This window comes from Polyangium sp. 6x1, assembly GCF_029946515.1.
GTDB lineage: Bacteria > Myxococcota_A > Polyangia > Polyangiales > Polyangiaceae > Polyangium.
The window spans coordinates 1-21,441 of the sequence record NZ_JARZHH010000035.1 but is presented as its reverse complement, the minus strand read 5'-3'; the positions used below and the strand labels follow the sequence as shown (position 1 = coordinate 21,441).

Genomic DNA, 21,441 nt, shown 5'->3' with positions numbered 1-21,441 from the left:
CGTGGGAAGCCGGCAGCCATCCTGCCACACGAGGGCGCAACGAGGACAGTTCGTGGCGACGCGGCGCAGGCGCTACGAGCGGACGAGCAGGATCGCGTGCTCCATTCGCGGGCGCGTGGCGAAGGCGCGGCGCGTGGGGGCATGGAAATGCGGGCGCGGCTGTGAGGCCACGGTGTCGAGGCGGAGGCGCGCGCGCGGCGCGACGCGGCGGATCACGTCGACGGAGTAGACGGGGCGGCCCGCGACGACGCTGTCGGCGAGGAGGAGGATCGCAGCGGCCTCGGGGCGCATGACGCGGGCGAGCGCGGCGAGGGTGTCGCCGATCTCGCGCTCCCAGCGCGCCACACCTTCCTCGGGGCCCATCGGATCGAGGCGGCGACGCGCGCCGATCTCGGCACGTTCGAAGCGCTCGGGGCGAAGGCGCAGCCAGCGAAGGCGCGCCTCGTGGTGCGCGAGGTAGTCGTAGACGCCCGGGTACGGCGGCGACGTGACGACGAGATCCACCGAGCGATCGTCGATGCCGTCGAGGCGGCGCGCGTCTCCTTCGAGGACACGCGCGCGCGGCGCGGCGGCGAGGCGCGCAGAGGCCTCGGCGCGACGCGCGACGAGCTCCTCGGTCTTGCGCACGAAGAGGCGCGCGGGGTAGCCGGAGGCGATGCGTCGTTCGAGCTCACGCTCAGACGTGTCGGAGGTGCGTCGGCTGAGCTTCGTGAGCATCGACGAGAGCACGAGCTCGAGCTCGGCGCGCACGGTGAGCTCCTCGATGCGATCGATCCCGGCGCGCACGCTGTCGAGCTCCAGGAGGACGTGCCTGTCGAAGAGGGCGAGGTCCTCGGGGCCGTATCGCCGCGTGGGGCCGCTTTTCGCCTTGCGGCGTTCGTCCGCGAAGAGCGCGACCGCGCGCGCAGCTTCGACCAGCGCGGCGCGCTCGGCCTCGGTGGTGTCGCGGAGTTTCAGCGCGGCGAGGCGCACGGCGAGCGGGTTCGCGTCGACGCCGATCGCCTTTCGACCGAGGAGACGCGCTTCGACGAGCACCGTGCCGCTGCCGCAGAACGGATCGAGCACGGCGCCGCCGGGGCGCGAGAAGGACTCGACGAGCCGCGCCGCGGTGACCGGGTGCATGCGCGCCGGGTAGCTGTGGAAGCCGTGCACGTGCGCGCGCGCGGCCTCCTCGGCGACCTCGGACGGCGGGACGTCGAGCGCCCTGACGAGCGCCGTGCCTCGCTCGATATCTCCCTCGACGGAGGTCTCTCCGCCGACGTGGGAGAGCGCGCGCCGCACGTTCGGCTTTGTCGGCTCGCTGGGCTTGGCCTGCTCCCTCGGCTTCGCCGGCCCCCTCGGCCTGGTTCGCTCGTCGGGCCTGGTTCGCTCGTCGGGCCTGGTTCGCTCGTTCGGCTTCGTTCGCTCGCCGGGCTTCGGCTTCGTTCGTTCGCGCATCACAGCTTCTCGCGCGTGACGCCGGGCGCGCGCGCCTCGGCCTCCGCCTCGGCTTCAACCTCTGCTTCGACGGCGGCGAGGTCGGGTTTGTCCGCGGAGGCGCCGATCCGCATTCGCGTGAGGCTCCCGTCGTTGCGGACGATCTCGTGCGCTTCGAGCAGCGCGAGCATCTCCTCGGCCTGCGACTCCGCGATGGGGAGCGCATCGGCGAGGGCGCGCGCCGTGACCGGCCCCTTGATCTGCGCGGCCACGTCCGCCGCCACCGAGAGCCACGCCTCGTCGAGCGCAGGTTCGATCTCCTTGCCTCGCGCCCGCGAGCGCGCGAGCAGCCACGCGACGAGCCCGGCGAGCGGGCCGGCCGTCAGCAAGCTCGCGAGGAAAAACCCGAAGCCCGGGTTCACCACGCCGACGACGCCGAGCAGGCCGTAGATCGCGAGGATGCCGATCGTCCCCGCGAGCGCGACGCCCGTGAACGCCGCGGCAGCGCGGTTCTTCGCGCGCCCCTTCCGCGCGAGCTCGGCGCGCTTCAGCGCCCCGATCTCCTTGCCGCTGCGCCGCATCTTCTTCGTGCCGAGCGGCACGCGCGGGCCTCCGCAGACGTCGCAGCGGTACCTGAGCTCCGCGTCGCGCGTGGCGCCCGCCGTGGCCCCGCAGTGCGGACAGACCTCCATGCGTTGCGACGTCCCGCAGCGCGGACAAACCGCGGCCTCCGCGGGGACGTCGGTGCCGCAGGCGACGCAGCGACCCTCGGCCGATCCGCTCGTCATGGCGAGACGCGGGCGAGACGTCTGCGCGTCGCCCTCGCGCCCTTCGGAGCCGGCATGATGAACACGGTCGCGTGCATCTGGGGCGCATCTAGTCCGGGGCCGGTCCCACGGCCAGAGGAGAGCGCACCGATCGATGCTGCGGGCCCGTCGGACGCGGACGGGCGCCCGACCCGGACGGCTCGCTTCCCGGCGACGCGGGGACGTGCCAACATGTCGACATGCGGGGACGTTGGGCCCGGACGGGCCGGAGCGCGCAAGCGTGGAGCGTGGCCGCCGGTTATGCACTCCTCGCCTGCCTCGCGACCGCCCTCGCCCTGGCGCTCCGAGACGGCACGCCCTGGAATCATCCGGACCCGTGGCTCAGCCTCACGCCGACCGTCGGCACCCTGGCGAGCGCGCTCGCCGGCATCGTCCTCGCCACGATCCTCGTGGCCAGCACGCGCTTCGCGGTCGGCCGGTTCTCGTGGGCCAGGCGCCTGCACGGCGAGCTTCGTCCGGTCGCGAAGGATCTCTCCGTCGGACAGATCTTCATCCTCGCGGGCCTGTCGAGCCTCGGCGAGGAGATCCTCTTCCGCGGGCTGCTCACGGCGGTGATCGGCGTCATCGGCTCGGGCGTGCTCTTCGGCCTCTTGCATCAGATGCGCGGGCCGAGCCGCTGGGTCTGGACGGCGTGGGCGATGGCCGTGGGCCTCATCCTCGGGGCGATCTTCGCCGCCACGGGCTCGCTCGTCGGGCCGCTGATCGCGCACGCGATCGTGAACGCGGTGAACCTCGGGTACCTGCGTGATCACGATCCGGGAAACGATCCCGAGCAGAACCTCGCCTGAGCATTCGTCTCGCCGCGGCGGCGAACGCGCTCAGCGCTTCTTGTCGTTGACCGGGCCCGTCTGCCGCGGCGGGAGCGGCGGAGGGGCCGGACGAACGCCGCTCTCGCTGAGATCGGGCCGCGTCTGCGTGGCCTGGCGCGGCGGCGGCGTGGGCGAGCGCGGGATGGGGCCCGTGCCCGTGCCCGGGTTCGGCAGCGGCGGCGGCGTGCTCTTCGAGTGTCCCGGGACCGGCGGGCGCGCCGCGGGTGCGGGGCCGGGGAACGACGGGCGCGTGTACTCGCCGCTCGTGCGCGCGGGCGCGACAGGTTGTCGCGGCGGCGGCCCAGGCAGCCGATTTGCCCCGCCGGGCGCGCGGGGCGGTGGTCCGGGCAAACCTCCCGCGGTCCGCGTGGGCACGGGTTGACGCGGCGGCGGACCGGGCAACCCCGGGGACACCGCAGGTCGAGCGGCCGGCGTGAGGCGCGGCGGAGGCGCGCCCGGCGAGCGCGGCGCGAGTGCACCCGGACGAACCGGCCCCGCCCCGTACGTCGCGGCAGGTCGCTGCGGACTCGCGGCTGCGGGCGCAGGCCTCACGCCGGGCTGTCGCGGCGCGTTGCCCCAGTTCGGGCGATACGCGGGCGCGCCATCGAGGTCCTCTTCTTCGAGCTGGTACTCGGACGCGGGCGACACGTCGACCTCGTCGAACGCCTCCGCGGAGAGATCGGTGAGCTGCTCCGGCTCCTCGACGAGCTGCGCTTCTTCGCCGTACGCGGACTCGGGGACGAGCTCTTGCGAGGCCGGCGCCGCTCCTGCGCGGTTCGCGCTTTGCGGCGGCGCCACGGGCTCGTCCATGCCGAAGTCGGCCCAGTCGTAGTAGGCCTTCCGATCGGTCTCGCTGTCGTCGTGCGCTTGCGCGACCGGCGCGTGTGCGCGCGCTGCTTGCACTGGTTTCGCGGGCTCGGCGAGCGCCTTCGACGACGGGGGACCGAGGTCGGTGTGTCGCGACGGAGGCCCGCCCATCGAGGGCGCGGAGAGGCGCGTGGACGGCGCGGCCTTGCTCGAACGAGGTTGCTCGCCGTTGTGGATGCTCTCGTCTTCGAGGCGCACGGCTTCGAGCAAGAGATGACCGATCGGCTGCGCGCTCCCGGTCGGCGGACGATCGGGCTGCGGGACGAACGAGAAGCGACCGACCTTCCAGCCGAGGATGTTGCGCAGGATCGTGATCGCGTCGGTCGTCGTGCCGCCGATGGTGCCGGTCACGACGAAGCCAGTGGCGACGTCGAGCTGCACCTTGCGCTTCTTGCTGACGACCTCGACGACGCCCGTGCGTCGCTCGAGCTCGAGCACCGTGAGCACCGTGGCGATCGACATCTGACTGAGATCGCCCTGGATCGCCGTCGTCTCCGTCGCGGACGAGGGCGGCACGGAGACGAGCGAGTTGCGACGTTGCCGCAGACGCCACGCCATCTGCACGAGCGCGCCGACCTGCGCGACGACCTCGTCGACGCGAAACGGCTTCGTCATGTACGCATCGGCGCCGACGTGAAACCCTTCGAGCCGCGCCTCTTGATCGTCGAGGGCGGAGAGGAAGAGGAACGGCGTCACGGACACGCGCGACGGCTGCGTGCGGACGTTCCGCGCGACCCAGTAGCCGTCGTTGTCCGGCAGGTCGATGTCGCAGATGATGCAGTCCGGCTCGCGATCGCAGGCCGTATCCAGGCCTGCTTGCGCGGTGTTGCAGACGATGACGTCGTAGCCTGCGTCACGGATCGCGCCCGAGAGCAGGCTGCTGACCCACTCGTCGTCTTCGATCACGAGCACGAGCCCTCGGGGCATTGGCGAAACCGTATCACGTGCGCTCGCCGGCGGGCCAAGTGGCAAGGGGCCCGGCCGGTCGGTTTCGTCCTGGGGGTGCCGGGTGCCGCGTCTCGGCCCGGCCGTCCGGCGGGATTCGGCCGCGCGCGCCGGGCTTTTCGGCGCTAAGCTGGGCCCCGTGACGAAAGGAACGCGGATCGTGGTCGCCATGAGCGGCGGAGTCGACTCCTCCGTGGCGGCGGCGCGCCTCTGCGACGCAGGCTACGACGTCATCGGGGTGACACTGCACCTCTGGGACTACCCCGACGACCGGAGCGAGCGGGGTCGTTGCTGCGCGCCCGAGGACCAGCACGACGCGCGGCGCGCGGCGGATCACCTGGGCATCCCGCACTACACGTTCGACCGCCGGGAGCTCTTCCGCGCGCACGTGGTCGATCCGTTCGTCGACGCGTACCTCGAAGGCGAGACGCCGAGCCCCTGCGTCGCCTGCAACCGCTCGGTGAAGATGCGCGAGCTCTTCCCGCTGGCGGAGCGGCTCGGCGCGTCGTTCATCGCGACGGGCCACTACGCGCGCACGGAAGTCGGCGAGGACGGACGCGGACGCCTTTACCGAGGCAAGGATCGCGTCAAGGATCAGAGCTACTTCCTGCACATGTTGCGCGAGGACGAGCTGCGAAAACTCGTGCTGCCGCTCGGGGACGCGACGAAGGAAGAGGTGCGCGCCGAGGCGCACGCGCGAAAGATCCCGCGCGCGGACAAGGGCGAGAGCCAGGAGCTTTGTTTCGTCCCGGCCGGCGGCTACGGCGCGTTCGTCGAGAACCGGGCGGGGCGCGAGCGGGTTCGTCCGGGTCCGATCGTCGACGACCGAGGGCGCACGGTGGGGCACCACGAGGGCGTGCATCGGTTCACGATCGGCCAGCGCAAGGGCATCGGCGTGGCGCTCGGAAGACCCGCGTTCGTCGTCGGGATCGACGCGGAGTCGGGCGCGGTGCGCCTCGGCGGCGAGGACGCGCTGCTCGCGACGGGCGCGCTGCTCGAAGCGGGCGCGTGGAGCGACGACGTGACGTTCCCGCTCGAAGCCGACCTGCGGGTGCGCGCGCGTCACGAGGGAGAACGCGCGACGATCGAGCGCGTGTTGGATCCGGAAGCAGGCGAGGTGCTCGTCGCGCGCTTCCGCACGCCGGTGAAGGCGGTGTCTCCCGGGCAGGTCGCGGTGGCGTACGACGGCGATCGCGTCTGCGGCGGGGCCACGATCAAGGCTGCGATTCACGCGAGCGCGGGAGGCGCGGCGTGAGGGCGCGTCTCTGCCTCGGGGTCGCGTCGCTGCTCGCGCTCGGCGCGATGGGCTGCTCGCTCGGGCAGGGCGAAGGCGAGGTCAAGAGCGACGCGCTCGTCGCGAAGGATTGTTGGTTCGACGCCTACGATCTGCGGCCCGACTTCTTCGCGGCGGTGCCGTACCGATCGACGCTCCAGATGCGCGTGCAGCGCGGGACCGATCTGCAAGAGGTGTCCGACGGGATCGCGGTCCTCGTCGAGGACGTGGGCAAGGTGCGCGAGGAGCTGCTCGGCAAGCCACTCGACGTGACGCTCTCGCCGGGCGTCTTGCCTCCCGGCTCCGATTTCCCGACCCCGCCGCCCGAGGATCAGCCGGCGATCCACGTCGCGCTCTACCTCCAGCGCTCCTGCCACAACCAGAACGTGATCCTCTACGCCGTGGATGGCACGGTCACGTTTCACTCGCTGTTCAGCGGTGATCCGAACGAGGCCGAGGCCGCGGAGAAGTACACCGACGCCGAGTTCGACGTGTGGATGGGCGATCCCCGCGACGCCCCCGTCGACGCGCCGGCCAACGAGATCCCGAAGGAGCTGCAATCGCGCGTGACGGGCTTCTTCCGCTTCTACTTCGAGCGCGGCCAGCCCGGGCAGCCCTTCCCCTGAAGTCCGAGGCGCTTCGGTAGGCGCCCACCCCGCGGGGGTCTGCGGGCCTGGCTCGGCTTGCGCGGGCGAGCCCCCAAACGTGGGCGCGAGGGCGTGCTCGCCCGCTGAACATCCGGAAGCGTCCACGCGCTCTCTCCGGGCGCATGGAAAATCGAATCGTTTTCGCGGTAGGATTCAATCAACGCGTCATGGCTCAACCTCCGCCTCGACCCGCTGCTTCGCGACCGGGCGGTCCGGCACCGGCGAACACCAGGAGCGCCCCCGCCTCCTCATCCGGCCTCCGCTCGAAGGAACCGGAGAAGCAGCAGCAGCCCGGGACCTTCTTCCTCGGACGATACCGCGTCGTCGACGAGATCGGCGTCGGAGGCATGGCGAGCGTGCATCTGGCGCGCATGGACGGCCCCGGCGGCTTCCAGAAGTGGGTCGCGATCAAGCGCATCCACCCGCACCTCGTCGAAGACGATCAGTTCGTCGACATGTTCCTCGACGAGGCACGCATCGCGGCCGGGATCAACCACGCGAACGTCGCGCAGGTCTTCGATCTCGGCAAAGACGACAACACGTACTGGATCGCGATGGAGTACCTCCACGGCGAGCCGCTGCGCGAGGTCATGCGGCGGGCCGAGGAGAAGCGGATGAACATCAGCCCCGAGCTCGCGGCGCGCATCTGCGCGGACGCGGCCGAGGGCCTCCACGCGGCGCACGAGCTGCGCGGCAAGAACGGTCAGCTCCTCGGTCTCGTCCACCGCGACGTGACGCCGCACAACCTGTTCGTCACGTACGACGGCTACACGAAGGTCGTCGACTTCGGCATCGCGAAGGTCGCCGACCGGCTCGCGTCGACCCGCGCCGGCACGCTCAAGGGCAAACTCGCGTACATGTCGCCCGAGCAGGTGCGCGGCGCGGACGTCGATCGCACGACGGACATCTTCGCGCTCGGCGTCGTGCTCTGGGAGCTGACGACGAACCAGCGGCTCTTCCGCATGGACACCGATCTCGACACGCTCGAGAAGGTGCAGGCCTGCATCGTGCCGCTGCCCTCGACGATCGTGCGCGGCTATCCGCAGGGCCTCGAGGCGGTCGTCATGAAGGCGCTCGCGAAGAACAAGAAGGACCGCTACCAGACGGCCCGCGAGTTCTCCCGCGCCCTGCAGGTCTACCTGAACCAGAGCGGAGCGTTCGTCGGACCCGAGGAGGTCGCGCAGTTCGTCCGGCACGTCTTCACCGATCGCATCGCCAAACGCGAGGCACACCTCGCGTGGGCCGCCGAGGTGACGTCGACCGTCAACGTCGATCAGCTCCGCGCGCAAGGCGGGCTGAGCGATGACTCGCTGCTCGAGGACGACGACGACGATCGTCGCGGCCGCGCGAGCGGGACGGCGCCGTCGAAGTCGGCGGCGCAGCCGATCGCGAACCGCGCGCCCGCGCCGCTGCCCGCGCCCGAGGATCGTTCGTCGGCCTCGCAGCAGATGGCCGCCGCGTCGCTCATGGACGACGACGAGGACGTGCCGACCACGGTCGCGACGCGCGATCACCTGGAGAAGGCACACGGAGGTCCGCTGCCGAGCGCAGGGCGTCCCTCGCCGCAAGCGCAGCAGAGGCCTCAGCTCACGACGCCGCTGCCCGCCGCGGGCATGCCCGGTTCGGGGCAAAACGAGCGCACCGCGGCGCTGCCGAACAGCGGGTATCCCGGCGACGCCGACGATCTCAACGCGACGATCGCGCTTCCGGCGAACGCGAAGCTCCCCGATCCGGGGCCGCCGCGGCAAGGGTTTGGCGCGCCGCAACAGCCGGGCTTCGGCGGGTACCCCGCGCCGCAGCAGCCGGGCTTCAACGGCGGCATGGCGCAGCAGCAGCCGGGCTTCGGCTTCGGGCAGCAGCCGCCGCAACCGCAGTACGGGCAGCAGCAGCCCGGCTACCAGCCCCCGATCAGCAACCCGAACGCGCATGTGCCGCAGCAATACGGCCAGCGCGTGGCGCAGTCGCAGATCGAGACCGCCATGTCGTTGCCGCGCCCCGATCCCGCCGCGCTCTGGATGGCGCAGCAGGAAGCGGCTCGTCAGCAAGGCGGACCGAAGCGCAACACGGGCGTGTTCGTCCTCGTCGTCGCGCTCGTCGCGCTCAGCGTGATCGGCATCGGCGTGCTCGTGTATTTCAAGCTGAAGCAGCCGCAGGAAGCGGCGACGCAGCCGGCGGTCACGGCCGTGCCCGAGACGCCGCCGATCCCGAGCACGGTCGCCGTGCCCGCGCCTGCGCCGGCTCCCGCGCCCGCGCCGACCGAAACGGCCGCGGCCGCGCCAACGGAGACGGCCGCGCCCACGCCCGCGCCGGGCCCCGCAGGCGGAAACGCGCCCGCCACGGCGAAGACGACGACGACCGCGCCCGCGGCTGCGCCCACGGCGACGGCGAGCGCAGCGGCCGCGGCCGGCGAGCCGGGCTTCCTGACGATCGTGTGCAATCCGTTCTGCGACGACGTGCTCGACAACGGACGCTCGCTCGGCCCCTCGCCGATCGTGCACCTCTCGGTCAAGCCGGGCTCGCACCGGGTCACGCTCAAGAAGGGCGACATGACGAAGGTCGTCTCGGTCATCGTCGTGTCCGGTCAGGTGACCGCGCAACGCGTGTCGATGAAGTGAGACGAACGCGGGCCGCTCGCTCCGGACGGGGCGGGCGGTGCGCGTACGCTCGTCGTGACGTAGGCTCCTGCGATGTCGCAAGGAACGCGTCTCGCTGGAAAGCCGGACCGCAGGGACAAACCGGCGAGGCCGAAGCAAGCGCCGACGCCGGAGATCCTGCACATCGAGAACCTGGCCGCGGGTGGGGCGGGCGTCGCTCGGCTCGCCGATCGCACGGCCGTCTTCGTGCCGGGCACCGCGCCGGGCGAGCGCGTGGAGGCCGAGGTCGACAGGAACACGCGGCCCGCGCGAGGACGCCTCTTGCGGGTGATCGAGGCGAGCCCCGAGCGCGTGGAGCCCGCGTGCCTTTACGCGGAGGCGTGCGGCGGATGCGACTTCATGCACCTCACGCCGCGCGCGCAGGAAGCGGCGCACGCGGAGATCGTCCGCAGCGCGGTCGCGCACGCGACGGGTGAGACGCCGCCCGCCATCCACGTGCACGCCGCGCCCGAGCCGCTCGGCTACCGCACGCGCGCGCGGCTCTACGTGCGCGGCGAGCGAGGTCGTGTGCGGATCGGATATCGCGCGCCGGGCTCGCACGCGCTCGTCGCGACGCCGACCTGTATCGTGCTCGCGTCGTCGATCGCCGGCGCGCTCGACGAGATCCCGGCGGCGCTCGCGGGTTCGTCGGGCGAGGGCGACGTGCAGGTCGCGCGAGGCGCGGGTGGGCGGCTCGTCGTGGATGTGACGTGGCGCGGCGAGATCGCGCCCGCGGCGTGGTCGGCGATCGATCGGCGCGTCGCGGAGGGCGCGTGGGCCGGGGCGCGCGTGCGCATGGAGGGCGCGAAGACGCCGGCCGTGTTCGGCGATCCGCGGCCGGTGCTCGAAGGCGTGGACGGCGCGCCGCTCGTCATCGCGGCGGGATCGTTCGCGCAGACCTCGGATCGCGGCGCGGCGCTGCTCGCTCGGCGCGTGGCGGAGCTCGCCCGCGCGGACGTGGACGCACCGCAAGGAGATGCGGGCGAGGCGACGAACGGGCACGTGCTCGAGCTCTTCGCCGGCAGCGGCACGCTGTCGATCCTGCTCGCGCGTGGGGCGGCGTCGTTCGTCGCGGTCGAGTCGGACGAGTCGGCGGCTCGTTCGGCGCGGGAGAACCTCGCGGCGCGGGATCTCGCGGGCAAGGTCGTCGCCGTGGACGCGGACGCGTACCCGATCCCGCCGCGCGTGGAGGTCGTCGTGCTCGATCCGCCGCGGGCCGGCGCGGAGGGCGCGACGGCTGCGATCGCGGCCTCGCGGGTGCATCGCGTCGTGTACGTCGCGTGTGATCCGGCGACGCTCGCGCGGGACCTCGGCGTGCTCGTGCGCGCGGGTTTCGCGCTCACGCACCTGGAGACGGTCGAGCTCTTCCCACAGACGAGCCACGTGGAGACCGTCGCTCGCCTCGTGCGTCGCCGCGGGGCGCGCTGAGCGCTCGCGTGCGCTACGCTCTCGCAGGATGATCCACCACGTCGACGACCGGCTCCGACAGGAGGCGCGCCGCTTTCGCCTCGTGTTCACGTGCGGCGACTGCGCGCAGTACGATCCGGAAGGCGATCGTTGCTCGCTCGGTTATCCGCACGTGATGCACAAGGAGCCCGACCTCGACGCGCGTGACGAGGTCGTCTTCTGCAAGGCCTTCGAGCTCTGTTGACCAAGCCCTCGCACCCGCCTTCGTTACGGCGCCTCGCCGAGCGCACCATCCGCGACGAAGCGCTCTTCGATCGCGGCGATCGCGTGCTCGTCGCCTGCTCGGGCGGCCCCGACTCGACGGCGCTCCTGCACGTGCTCGCGCTCCTCCGCCGCACGATCGGCCACGAGGTGATCGGGCACGGCGTCGATCATGGATTGCGCCCCGAGGCGCGGGACGAGCTCGCGCTCGCGGCCGCGCTCGCCGAGAAGCTCGGTGTTCCTTTCGAGGTGACGCGGCTCGACGTCGAGCCCGGAGGAAACCTCCAGGCGCGGGCGCGTGAGGCGCGTCATCGAGCGCTGCAGGACGCTGCGGCGCGATGCGGCGCGGCCGTGATCGCCACGGGGCACACGGCGGACGACAAGGCCGAGACCGTCCTCCTGCGCCTGTTACGCGGCGCGGGTCCGCGTGGGCTCGCCGTGCTCGAACCACGCGCGCCTGCGCCCGTGCCGCCGAGCGGACCCGAGGCGCCGCGCGACCTCGTGCGTCCGCTCGTCCGCGCGCGCCGGGCCGACGTCCTGCTTCACCTCGATCGCCACGCGATCGCTCACGCGCGCGACCCTTCGAACCTCGACCCTCGATTCACGCGCGTCCGGGTGCGCCGCGAGCTGATTCCGCTGCTGGAGGAGCTATCACCGCGGATCATCGACCATCTCTGTGCCCTCGCGGACATGCTCCACGACGTCTGTCCGGCGGAGGACCCGATGAGCAACTTCGGCCGGGCGCAACGGTGGACGATCGAGCGAGCCCAAAAGAAGGGCGTTCGGATTGTGAAGATTCGTATGAAGGGGGGGCGGGAGCTCGACGTGACCTTCCCAGCGGGGAAGATCGTCCTTAACGAAAAGAAATGATCATCCCGCGGCCGTACCGAATGGACGGCGCGGCTTGGCTTCCATCGACGGGCATGCCACCGCGTGGCATGCTGGTGCAAAGAAGCGTTACATTTGGACGCAGTCTGCTCGTCCCGAGAAGATCGGGGCCGGCAACCCGAGGATCCTCGTGAAGCAATCGCACAAGACGCTCCTGCTTTGGGTCCTGCTGATCATGATGTTCCTCGTGATCTGGCAGTTCCTGAGCCCCGATCGCCCGCCCGCGACGCAGGTCTCGTTCAGCGAGTTCATGAGCCAGGTTCAGGCCGATCGCGAGAAGGACCCGCACGTCGACTCGGTCTCGATCAAGGATCGTGAATACACGTTCTGGGTAAAGGACCCGAAGAGCAACTCGAAGGTCAAAAAGGTCACGATCGGCCCGGACAACGCCGACGAGATCACGAAGGCGCTGGTCGACCACAAGGTCGCCGTCACCTTCGAGAAGGAGGACGCGTCGCCGTTCTGGTCGGGCGCGCTCGTGACCATCCTGCCGATGGTCTTCCTGCTCGTCATGTTTTACCTGTTCATGCGGCAGCTCCAGGCGGGCGGCGGCAAGGCGATGAGCTTCGGCAAATCGCGCGCGCGGCTGCTCTCGGAGTCGCAGAACAAGGTGACGTTCGCCGACGTCGCCGGCATCGACGAGGCGAAGGACGAGCTCGAAGAGATCATCGCCTTCCTCAAGGATCCGAAGAAGTTCCAGAAGCTCGGCGGTCGCATCCCGAAGGGCGTGCTCATGATGGGCCCGCCCGGCACGGGCAAGACGCTGCTCGCGAAGGCGATCGCGGGCGAGGCGGGCGTGCCGTTCTTCTCGATCTCGGGCTCGGACTTCGTCGAGATGTTCGTGGGCGTCGGCGCGAGCCGCGTGCGCGACCTGTTCGAGCAGGGCAAGAAGCACGCGCCCTGCATCATCTTCATCGACGAGATCGACGCCGTCGGCCGGCACCGCGGCGCGGGCCTCGGCGGCGGGCACGACGAGCGCGAGCAGACGCTGAACCAGCTGCTCGTCGAGATGGACGGCTTCGAGTCGAACGAGGGCGTGATCATCATCGCCGCGACGAACCGCCCGGACGTCCTCGATCCCGCGATCCTGCGGCCCGGCCGCTTCGATCGGCGCATCGTGGTGAACCGTCCGGATGTGCGCGGCCGCGAGGGCATCCTCCGCGTGCACACGAAGAAGGTGCCGCTCGGTCCGGACGTCGACCTCGACATCATCTCCCGCGGCACGCCCGGGTTCGTCGGGGCCGATCTCGAGAACCTCGTCAACGAGGCCGCGCTGCTCGCCGCGCGCCAGGACAAGGACCTCGTCTCGATGGTCGACTTCGAGATGGCCAAGGACAAGGTCCTCATGGGCACCGAGCGCCGCAGCATGGTGATCAGCGAGGAGGAGCGGAAGACGACGGCGTGGCACGAGGCCGGTCACGCGCTCGTGGCGAAGCTGCTCGAGAAGAACGCCGACCCCGTGCACAAGGTGACGATCATCCCGCGCGGCCCGGCGCTCGGCATCACGCAGCAGCTCCCGAAGGAGGATCGCCTGAGCATGTCGCGCGACTTCGCGAAGGCGCGCCTCGCGGTGCTGATGGGCGGCCGCGTCGCCGAGGAGATCGTCTTCGGTCAGTTCACGACGGGCGCGGGCAACGACATCAAGCAAGCGTCGAACCTCGCGCGCCGCATGGTGACCGAGTTCGGCATGAGCGATGTCATCGGCCCGATCTCGTACGCCGCGAACGAGGAGAGCGTCTTCCTCGGCCGCGACTTCACGAGCCAGCGCCGCGACTACTCGGAGACGGTCGCCAACCAGATCGACGACGAGGTCCGCAAGTTCGTGTTCGACGGCCACGCCGAGGCGCGCCGCCTGCTCGACGAGCACCGCGAGGCGCTCGACAAGCTGGCGAACGCGCTGCTCGAGCGCGAGACGCTCGACGCCGAGGAGGTCGACGCGATCGTGGCCGGGCGCGAGCTGCCCGAGCGGCAGAAGGTCGTCATCCCGACCTACGCCGACCGCGAGCGCGCCGCGAAGGAGAAGCGCCGCGCGGCCAGCATCTTCGGCGCCCCGAAGCCCGCGCCGAGCACGTGAAAGGGAGGGCGATCGCGCCGGCCCTCGTCGCCGCGGCGTTCGCCCTGCCCGTCCCCTCTCCCCTCTCCGAAGCTCCCCTCCCTCCCCCACGCAGAAGCACCGCCGCCGCGATCGACGCGGCGGCGGCGCCTGCTCCCTCGATCGATTCGAGCCCCACGGATCCCGCAGCGAACGCTTCGCCCGCGAAGAAGCCGCTCGCGACGATCGTGCACGGTCACACGCAGGAGACGCTCGCGCTCACCGAGGACGAACCCACGATCGAGCGCTTCTCCACGTTCCTCGCGGACCACGGCTACGAGCAGGAGACGCGCATCGATCCGCGGCTCGTCGATCTGCTTCGTGCGATCGCGAAGAAACACGAGGGCGCGCGGATCGAGATCGTGAGCGGCTACCGGAGCCCCAAGCGCAACGAGGTGATGCGCAAGAAGGGCCGGCACGTCGCATCGCACAGCCAGCACACGCTCGGCATGGCGATCGATTTCCGCGTCGACGGGCTCACCGTCCCGAAGCTCGCAGCCGAGATCCTGCAGGCGAAATGGCAAGGCGGGCTCGGCACCTACGCGGGGAAGCGCGACAGGTTCGTGCACGTCGACACGGGGCCGAAGCGGCGCTGGAGCGGGATCTAGCAGGCTGTTGAGAAACGTAGCGAGCGCCCTGGAGCTAGGGAGGAGGACGCAGGAATACAGGCGTATTCCGAGGACGACGACCGCCGATCCAGGGCGCGCAGCAAGTTTATCAACAGCCTGCTAGGGCGCGCGCAGCACCGCCTGGAGATACGCGAAGTGCTGCATGTCGGGCTGGCCGCGGCTCGAGGCCTGGAGGATGTTCCGCGCGCCTTCGCCCGTCAGGAAGAGGCCGTAGGAGGCCTCGATCACGAGCGGATCCCAGACGCGCAGGCCCACCGTCGCGTCGATCTGGTGGCCGAGGACGCGCGACTCGTTCGTGGCCGAAGCGCCGATCGGAGTGAGCGACGCGCTCGTCCAGCGGCCCTTCGGATCGGCGAGGCCGACGAAGCGGTAGCCGAGGTTCACCGAGAGCGTGTCGGTCGGGCGCATCGAGACGTCGCCGCCGGCCTCGATCAGGTTCGACCACGCGTAGAGGCCCATGCGGCCGTGCATCGGGCGCTCCTCCGGGAGGATGGGATCGAAGCGCGTCTGCACGGCGAGCGGGTCGGTGCTGCCGTTGTCCCCCGAGGCATACGCGCCCGACGCGCCGAACGTGAGGTGCCACGGGAGCGCCGTCTCCCACGCGACGCGCGCGGCGAGCGCGAAGGCGCGCAGGTCGCGGTTCGCGCCGAAGCTCGAAACGCGGCCGAGCTCGTACGCGCCTTCGACGGCGTACCGGAAGCCGCGGTAGTCGCCCGAGAAACGCGCGTCGAACACGTACGTGTCGCTCGGCGTGAGGTCGACGGCGGCCGGCGGGCGGACGATCCGCGCGAGCGCCGTGACGTCGATCGCGAGCAGCGGGAAGATACGGAAGACCGCGTGTGCGCCGTAGAGCTGGCTGCCCGTCTGCGGCGTCACCGTCGTGGGCGTCGACGTGTCCGTGCTGCCCGCCGATCCCGAGCCCGTCGTCCCGCCCGCTACCCCGACGCCGCCGAGACTCCCGAACGGCGAGGTGCCGATGAGCGCGGCGAGCAGCTCGACGTCGATGTTCTTCCAGGACAAACCAAGCCGCGCGGCATCGAGCGCTCGCGGCCGTTGCGTGAAGTCGCTCTCGCCGACGAGGCGCCCGTCGCCCCACACGACGCGCTGGCGGCCGAGGCGGAACCACATGCGGCGGTTCTTGCGGTGCACGTCGAGGTACGCCTCGAAGAGGCCGAGGCCCGTGCCGAGCTGGCTCGCTTGCAGCACGCCGCTCCCCATGGAGCCCGCGATCGGACGCGCGTCCTGCAGCACGATCGCCGCCGTCACCGGCCCGCGATCCACGGCGAGCCCGAGCCGCGCGCGCGACGTCGCCGCCCACTGCGACGTGTAGATCGGTGTCATGTACGTCGGCGCGTCGAAGCGCGGCGGCAGGTTTGTCCCGTACGCGTCTTCGAGCACGGCGCCGCGGGTGAAATTCACGCCGCCGACGTCGAACGGATCGGTGCGGAACTCACCGCGCACGCGGAGCTCGAACGAGGGGCGGAAGGTGAAGGATCCGACCGGGATCGACTCGGGCAGGGGCGTCGCCTGCGCGTCGGCGCGAGGGCTCGCGAGCGAGAGCGCGAGCGCGGCCGCCGCAGCGAAAACGTGGGGCTTGGGTCTCGTCATGTCAGGGCTCGAAATCGTCGCTCGGCTTGGGCTTCGGCGCCGGGGATCCTCCCGCAGCCGCGCCGCCTCCGCCACCCCCGCCGCCGGGCCGTGGCCGCGCCGCCTTGCCGGTGAACTTCGCGAGCGCCGCGTCGGCCGCGCCCGTCTCCAGCGCCATCGCCAGGCCCACGACGAACGACGACGCGAGCCCCGCCTCCGTCGTCGCGCGACCGCGCAGATCGGCGAGCACGATCCGCGCGCCTTCGAGCTCGCGCGGGGCGTCGCCCGATTTCGCCGCGGGCGTCGCGGAGAGCTCCGTCCGTTTCGTGTCGAGGAAGCGCGCGCGCTGTTCGAGGTCGCCCATGCGACGCGCCACGTCGAGCGACGCCTTCACCGATTGCTCCACGGCCTTCGCGAGCGCCTCGGGATCCTCGCTCGTCTTGCCACGCTTCTGCGCGAGCACGATGAGCTTCGCGTCGGGCGTGAGCTCGAGGTGCAGCGACGTGCCCGCCTCGTCGAGCGTCTTCGCTTTCTTCGCGGCCGCCTCCAGCGCGGCCCCGGCCTCCGCCGTCTCCGCGAGGCCGAGGGCCTTCACGAGCTCGACGCGCGCAGCCTTCCGATCGCCTTCGGCACGATCGACTTCGCCGCGCAGCGCGACGACGGACTTGAAGAAGTCGTCGAGCGCGGCCTCCTTCGTGGTGATGGCTTTGCCTTGCTCGATCTGCGACAGCGAGGGCCCGCACGCAGGCAGCGAGGACAGGCTCGCCGCCACGACGAAGGCCCACGCGAACGCTCGCCTCGACGACACTCTCATCCGCACTGGAGCACGCCTCCCCAAAGCTCGTAGCTCGACTTGCCCCTCTGGAGGAACACCGCGGTCACGTACGCGCCCGCCACCGCGGCCATGCCCTGGCCGAAGTTGCCCGCGGGCGGCGAGAGCGCGATCGGATCCCCCACGGGCACGAAATCCGGGCCGAGCGTCTGCACACGCACGGCGCGCGCGCCCGCCGATCCCTCGGTCCAGACGAGCACCCATCGACCATCCGGCAAGCCCGCGATCCCAGGCGCGAACGCGTCGCCGCCGGGGCCGCCGGCAGGCAGCTCGATCACCTCGGTCGACGCAGGGATCGAGCCCGAAGGCGCGTGGCCGAGCCGGATCTTCCACGGGCTCTGATCATCGGCGCGATCGGCGAACAGGATCGCGACCTCGCGGCCGTTCCATCCGCTCATGGGCTTGCCGACCTGGCCGCCCGATCCGACGACCTTCACGAGCTCGCCGATCGGCTTGCGATCCGGGCCGATGAAGCCGCCCATCACCGCGCCGTCGCGGCGGAACGAGAGCGCGTAGCCCTTGTCGTCCGCGATCACCACGCGCGCGGCGTCGAGCGGATCCGTCCCCGCGATCGGCCAGAGCGGCTGCGGCGCGGCGTCGACCTTGTCGGCCGTGGCGAGGCTGCCGTCCGCGACGCCCAGGAAAAACGGCGCCCCCGCAGGCACCGGCACGAGCGACTTGAGCGTGCCCGACGACTCCTTCGCCGCGATGAAGTAGCCTTTGTCGGTGCCGGTCGGCGCGACGCGATCGATCTCGCCGCCGAGCTTCTCGACGAACCCCTCGTTCACCTGGCCGCTCGACGGCGTGACCTCGATGCCGACGGCCTCGTCGGAGCTCTTCGCGTAGCCGATCGAGACGTTGCCCGAGGCGAGCGGCAAGAGCTCGAACGGGACCTTGTTCGAAACCACGGGCGCCCAGCGCACGGGCTGCTTGGCGACCCAGCAAGGCTTCGGCGGCTGCGGGAGCGCGTCGCGAATCTCGCGGACCGTGTTCGCCAGGACCGAACGCGCGCCTCCGCCGGCCACCGTCGGCTTGACCGAACAACGCCCCACGAAAAACGCCGAGATCACCATCATCACGAGCAAGCCGCTGCTCGTGGCGATCACCTTCATCGGCAGCGTGCTCGACGCCGGCTCGGGCGGGACCCCGCGAAGGCTGTCCGACGTCGCGTCGAGCGCGGCGCGTCCGCGAGGCGTCTCGGTGTACGCGAACGGCGGGTTCGGCTCCGCGGCCGCAGCTTCGGCCGGTGGCGGCATCGCCCCGGGGAAGGCGGCGATCGGCGGCGCGCCGACGTCGGGCGGCGGCGGCGGCGTCGTCTTCGGCAGATCGGACGGACCATGCGCAGCCGCTTCCTTGTCGGGCAGCGGCGCGGTCGAGGGATCCGAGAGCTGGAGCGCGTCGATCCGGATCGTCCGCGTGACCTCGTGCGCGAGCTTCACCGCGCCGGCCATCGACGGGCCGGTGTACCCCGACGGACCCGTGTACCCGCCCGTGAGATCGGGCGGCAGGATCGCGGTCGTGCTCGGCTCGCGCGGAGGCGGCGCCGGGGGCAGCTCGTCGGCGCGGGAAGGCGACGCCGCGGGCGGAGGCGTGACCTCCTGCGGCGCGGCCACGGCAGGCGCCTCGGCCGCGACGGGCGGCGGAAGCGCGGCGGCCGCAGGCGCTTGCGCGACGGGCGGCTCGATCGGCGCGGGAGGCGGCGTGCTCGGTGAGGCCTTCGCGGCGCCGGCGCGTGGCACGGCGGCGGCGGGCTTGAGCAGGGCCGACGGGCGCAGGATGCCCGAAGGCTTGTCCGCACTCTTGTCCGCAGCCGGCCGCGGAAGGCTCGGCGACACGGCGGGCCGCGCGCCGAGGTCCGCGGGCTTCGTGAGCACCTTCGACGGCGCCCGCATCGGGGCCGGTCCCACGGTCGAGTATTCGGACGTCTTCGGGCCGAGCGGCTTCGGCGCAGGACCGATCGACGTGTTCTCCGCGCCGGCGCCGGCCTTGCCGCGCGGGCCCTCGGCCGGCTTGACGGGCGCGGCGACGGGCGGCGGCGGGGACGAGCGGGGCACCACGACGGGCGGCTTGGCAGGGCCTTCCGCGGCGCGGGGCGCGACCATCGCGGGCTTCGGCGACGCCGCGGCCGGGGTCGCCGCGGGCACCTTCGCGGCGGGCGGGGCGAGGTCACCGACGTTCGTCGTCTCGTCGTCGTTGACGTCGTTCCAGAGGTCGTCGACCGCGCTCGCGTTCGTCGTCGGGCGCTTCGGGCCGGCTTCGGCCACGGGCGCGGGCACGGCAGGTCCGACGGGCGGAGGCGGACGAACCGGGGCCGGCGGCTCGGGCAACGCGTTCGCGCCTCGGGGCAACGCGGCCTCGAAGGCCGCTCCGCCGTACTCGGGCCGCAGCGTGATCGGCGCGCCGCCCGGGGGCGCGGCCTCCGTGCCTCCACCCGACGGCACCACGATCGGCGCGCCCTGGGCGCCCTGCGCCTTCTGCGGCGCGGCCGGGCCTGGGATCCCGAGCAACGTGCCCATCTGGCCGCGCTTCTCGGGGAGCGGGGCGCCGAAGCGAGGCGGCGCGATCGGCTCCTGCGTGGTGGGCGTCGCGTCGGCGAACTCGGGCAGCGTGAAGGCGGGGACCCACTCGTCCATGCCCTCGCGCCAGACGAGGACGGACGACGGCAGCACGCGGGTCGCGATGGCTTCCCGCAGCTCGTCGGTTCGCACGAGCCGCTGCACGCCTTGCTCGTCGGTCCAGCGCCACTCGTCGCGGCTCGTCACGCGTGCCTCCGAGGGTTTGGGGGCGAGGCGCAGGTCGTGCGCAGATCGGGTTCGTGTCGGGCGAGCACCTCGCGCGAATCGTAGCAGCGACCTCCGCGACGTTGCGCGGAATTTCGTTCGCCCCGACGCAACTCCGGAGCGCTGCCCTCGATGTTCGGTCATGCCCCACGTGCGTCCCTTCCTCCTCGCGTCCCTCGCGGTGCGCGTGATCGCCCGCGCCCTGCTCGACACGCTCAGCCCCCCGGCTTGCGCGGCCTGCGACGCGCCCGTGCGCCGCGACCGCGTCTTTTGCCCGGTCTGCGCGGAGGCGGTGCTCCGGACCGAAAACGTGCCCGGCGAGCCGCTCGCCTTCGCGGCCTTCGGCGGCGCCATCGCGGCCGCGCTGCGACGGTTCAAGTACGAAGAGCGCCCCGATCTCGGGCGCCCGCTCGGCCATCTTTTGCGCGGGCTCGTGCGGGATGAGGCGCCGGTGGTGGACGTCGTGGTGCCCGTCCCGCTCCATCCGCGCAGGCTCGCGGAGCGCGGCTACAACCAGGCCGCGCTGCTCGCGCATGCCGCCGCGATCGAGCTCGGCGTGCCTCTCGCGGCGCGCGCGCTCGTGCGGCTCCGCGACACCCCGCAGCAGGCGACCCTCGGCCGCGTCGAGCGCTGCACGAACGTCGCGCGGGCCTTCGTGGCGCGATCCCCGCGCGCCGTGCGAGGCCGCCGCGTGCTGCTCGTCGACGACGTGGCCACGACCGGCGCCACGCTCTCGGCTTGCCGCGATGCGCTCGTCGAGGCGGGCGCGCGGGACGTGACGGCCTTGTGCCTCGCGCGCACCGGCGCGCCCTCGCCCGACTAACGCCGCTTCTTCCGCGGCACCTGTGGCGCCGGTTTGCCGGGGACGACCTCGATCCGCAGCGACTCCTGGCACGGCACGAGCACCGTCTCCCCTGCCGAGAGCCACTCCGGATAGCGCCCTTCGGTCGTGCTCGACACGCGCACGAACTTGCTCCCGCACGGCGCCTGGAACGCCTCGTTCGTGCGGCCGAGCTTCTTCCCGCTGATGTACACGTTTCCTTCCGAGGGGAAGGCGACCGTGAGGAGGCCGTATCCCGCGGCGGGCGCGGCGGGCGCGGTGGCCTGGGGCGCGACGGCGGAGTCGGTCGGACGGGTCTCGGGCGTCGCGAGCGGAGGTTTGACCGAGGTCGAGGCCGAGGCCGAGGCGCTGGGATTCGCGTCGGGATCCGAGCCACCGGTCACCAGCACGACGGCGCCCGCGGTGATCAACGCGACCGCGCCCCCGGCGATCGCCAGCGTGAGGGGCGGCGGTCGCTTCTTGCGCGTGGCCGGTTGCACGGACGCGAACGGCGAAACGGGTTCGGACGTGGAGACGGACACGGCGGCGGGCGTGGCTGTGGCAGCAGACGCGAACGCAGGCACAGCGGGCGCAGCGGCGGCGGCGGCCGTGAGCGAGGGCGCCCCTCCGGACGTGCCGAACCGCGGTGGCACGGGCGGCGCGGCCATCGGCGGCACCGGCGGCGCGGCCAGCGCGGGCGGCTTCGTGGCGGCCGGCGGCACGGGCGG

At 72.0% G+C, this 21,441-nt stretch carries 17 protein-coding genes and 1 pseudogene; 11 read left to right on the top strand and 7 right to left on the bottom strand.

Annotated features, from left to right (window positions below):
- Positions 1 to 72: 72 nt before the first annotated feature.
- Positions 73 to 1,437: a DNA methyltransferase gene (locus tag QHF85_RS28710; protein WP_281330537.1), complete on the bottom strand. Its 1,365-nt coding sequence runs from the start codon at positions 1,435 to 1,437 to the stop codon at positions 73 to 75.
- Positions 1,437 to 2,204 carry a zinc ribbon domain-containing protein gene (locus QHF85_RS28705; RefSeq protein WP_281330536.1) on the bottom strand — a complete coding sequence of 256 codons (768 nt, stop codon included), beginning with the start codon at positions 2,202 to 2,204 and terminating at the stop codon, positions 1,437 to 1,439. The genes QHF85_RS28710 and QHF85_RS28705 overlap by 1 nt, the downstream gene beginning before the upstream one ends.
- 218 nt (positions 2,205 to 2,422) lie before the next feature.
- On the opposite strand from QHF85_RS28705, the gene QHF85_RS28700 reads away from it, so the two are divergent.
- Complete coding sequence (locus tag QHF85_RS28700; protein WP_281330535.1) at positions 2,423 to 3,031, top strand: CPBP family intramembrane glutamic endopeptidase; 609 nt, start codon at positions 2,423 to 2,425, stop codon at positions 3,029 to 3,031.
- 30 nt (positions 3,032 to 3,061) lie between these two features.
- On the opposite strand, the gene QHF85_RS28695 is transcribed toward QHF85_RS28700, so the two are convergent.
- A complete protein-coding gene (locus tag QHF85_RS28695) occupies positions 3,062 to 4,846 on the bottom strand; it encodes a response regulator (protein ID WP_281330534.1) in 1,785 nt (594 codons plus the stop codon).
- 157 nt (positions 4,847 to 5,003) lie between these two features.
- Between QHF85_RS28695 and mnmA the strand changes: the two genes are divergently transcribed.
- The 8 genes from mnmA (at position 5,004) to QHF85_RS28655 (ending at position 14,673) form a co-directional block, all read left to right on the top strand.
- Positions 5,004 to 6,119 carry a tRNA 2-thiouridine(34) synthase MnmA gene (gene mnmA / locus QHF85_RS28690; RefSeq protein ID WP_281330533.1) on the top strand — a complete coding sequence of 372 codons (1,116 nt, stop codon included), beginning with the start codon at positions 5,004 to 5,006 and terminating at the stop codon, positions 6,117 to 6,119.
- Positions 6,116 to 6,763, top strand: coding sequence for a hypothetical protein (locus QHF85_RS28685; RefSeq protein WP_281330532.1), 648 nt, complete (start codon positions 6,116 to 6,118; stop codon positions 6,761 to 6,763). The genes mnmA and QHF85_RS28685 overlap by 4 nt, the downstream gene beginning before the upstream one ends.
- A 143-nt stretch (positions 6,764 to 6,906) precedes the next feature.
- A complete protein-coding gene (locus QHF85_RS28680; protein ID WP_348652769.1) occupies positions 6,907 to 9,399 on the top strand; it encodes a protein kinase in 2,493 nt (830 codons plus the stop codon).
- Positions 9,400 to 9,471: 72 nt separating this feature from the next.
- Complete coding sequence (locus tag QHF85_RS28675) at positions 9,472 to 10,845, top strand: RsmD family RNA methyltransferase (protein WP_281330530.1); 1,374 nt, start codon at positions 9,472 to 9,474, stop codon at positions 10,843 to 10,845.
- A 28-nt stretch (positions 10,846 to 10,873) separates the two neighbouring features.
- Positions 10,874 to 11,068: a hypothetical protein gene (locus QHF85_RS28670; protein ID WP_281330529.1), complete on the top strand. Its 195-nt coding sequence runs from the start codon at positions 10,874 to 10,876 to the stop codon at positions 11,066 to 11,068.
- A complete protein-coding gene (tilS, locus tag QHF85_RS28665; protein ID WP_281330528.1) occupies positions 11,065 to 11,955 on the top strand; it encodes a tRNA lysidine(34) synthetase TilS in 891 nt (296 codons plus the stop codon). Before QHF85_RS28670 ends, tilS begins: the two co-directional genes overlap by 4 nt.
- A 148-nt stretch (positions 11,956 to 12,103) precedes the next feature.
- A complete protein-coding gene (gene ftsH / locus QHF85_RS28660; protein ID WP_281330527.1) occupies positions 12,104 to 14,047 on the top strand; it encodes an ATP-dependent zinc metalloprotease FtsH in 1,944 nt (647 codons plus the stop codon).
- The gene (locus QHF85_RS28655; RefSeq protein ID WP_281330526.1) at positions 14,044 to 14,673 is read left to right on the top strand and encodes a DUF882 domain-containing protein; all 630 of its coding nucleotides are present in this window, start codon (positions 14,044 to 14,046) and stop codon (positions 14,671 to 14,673) included. Before ftsH ends, QHF85_RS28655 begins: the two co-directional genes overlap by 4 nt.
- Before the next feature lie 120 nt (positions 14,674 to 14,793).
- On the opposite strand, the gene QHF85_RS28650 is transcribed toward QHF85_RS28655, so the two are convergent.
- The 3 genes from QHF85_RS28650 to QHF85_RS28640 are packed head-to-tail and all read right to left on the bottom strand — an operon-like array spanning position 14,794 to position 19,875.
- Positions 14,794 to 16,302 (bottom strand): alginate export family protein, encoded by a 1,509-nt coding sequence (locus QHF85_RS28650; RefSeq protein ID WP_281330525.1) that lies wholly within the window; start codon positions 16,300 to 16,302, stop codon positions 14,794 to 14,796.
- 1 nt (position 16,303) lies between these two features.
- Entirely contained in the window at positions 16,304 to 17,089 is a 786-nt protein-coding gene (locus QHF85_RS28645) for a hypothetical protein (RefSeq protein ID WP_281330524.1), read from the bottom strand.
- A 2-nt stretch (positions 17,090 to 17,091) separates the two neighbouring features.
- On the bottom strand, positions 17,092 to 19,875 hold the full coding sequence (locus QHF85_RS28640) for a DUF4339 domain-containing protein (protein ID WP_281330523.1): 2,784 nt from the start codon (positions 19,873 to 19,875) through the stop codon (positions 17,092 to 17,094).
- 160 nt (positions 19,876 to 20,035) lie between these two features.
- Between QHF85_RS28640 and QHF85_RS28635 the strand changes: the two genes are divergently transcribed.
- Complete coding sequence (locus QHF85_RS28635) at positions 20,036 to 20,716, top strand: phosphoribosyltransferase family protein (protein ID WP_281330522.1); 681 nt, start codon at positions 20,036 to 20,038, stop codon at positions 20,714 to 20,716.
- Here the strand turns inward: QHF85_RS28635 and QHF85_RS28630 are convergent.
- Entirely contained in the window at positions 20,713 to 20,928 is a 216-nt protein-coding gene (locus QHF85_RS28630; RefSeq protein WP_281330521.1) for a hypothetical protein, read from the bottom strand. The two genes, QHF85_RS28635 and QHF85_RS28630, sit on opposite strands and share 4 nt — an antisense overlap.
- A gap of 25 nt (positions 20,929 to 20,953) precedes the next feature.
- Here QHF85_RS28630 and QHF85_RS28625 point away from each other — a divergent pair.
- Positions 20,954 to 21,441: pseudogene (locus QHF85_RS28625) on the top strand (hypothetical protein); the annotation flags it as partial.

Bases quoted from the DNA above. Each gene is read 5' to 3' on its own strand.
- QHF85_RS28705 (WP_281330536.1), bottom strand. From the start codon at position 2,204: ATGACGAGCGGATCGGCCGAGGGTCGCTGCGTCGCCTGCGGCACCGAC.
- QHF85_RS28675 (WP_281330530.1), top strand. From the start codon at position 9,472: ATGTCGCAAGGAACGCGTCTCGCTGGAAAGCCGGACCGCAGGGACAAA.
- QHF85_RS28650 (WP_281330525.1), bottom strand. From the start codon at position 16,302: ATGACGAGACCCAAGCCCCACGTTTTCGCTGCGGCGGCCGCGCTCGCG.
- QHF85_RS28670 (WP_281330529.1), top strand. From the start codon at position 10,874: ATGATCCACCACGTCGACGACCGGCTCCGACAGGAGGCGCGCCGCTTT.
- QHF85_RS28695 (WP_281330534.1), bottom strand. From the start codon at position 4,846: ATGCCCCGAGGGCTCGTGCTCGTGATCGAAGACGACGAGTGGGTCAGC.
- QHF85_RS28700 (WP_281330535.1), top strand. From the start codon at position 2,423: ATGCGGGGACGTTGGGCCCGGACGGGCCGGAGCGCGCAAGCGTGGAGC.
- QHF85_RS28635 (WP_281330522.1), top strand. From the start codon at position 20,036: ATGCCCCACGTGCGTCCCTTCCTCCTCGCGTCCCTCGCGGTGCGCGTG.
- QHF85_RS28680 (WP_348652769.1), top strand. From the start codon at position 6,907: ATGGAAAATCGAATCGTTTTCGCGGTAGGATTCAATCAACGCGTCATG.
- QHF85_RS28710 (WP_281330537.1), bottom strand. From the start codon at position 1,437: ATGCGCGAACGAACGAAGCCGAAGCCCGGCGAGCGAACGAAGCCGAAC.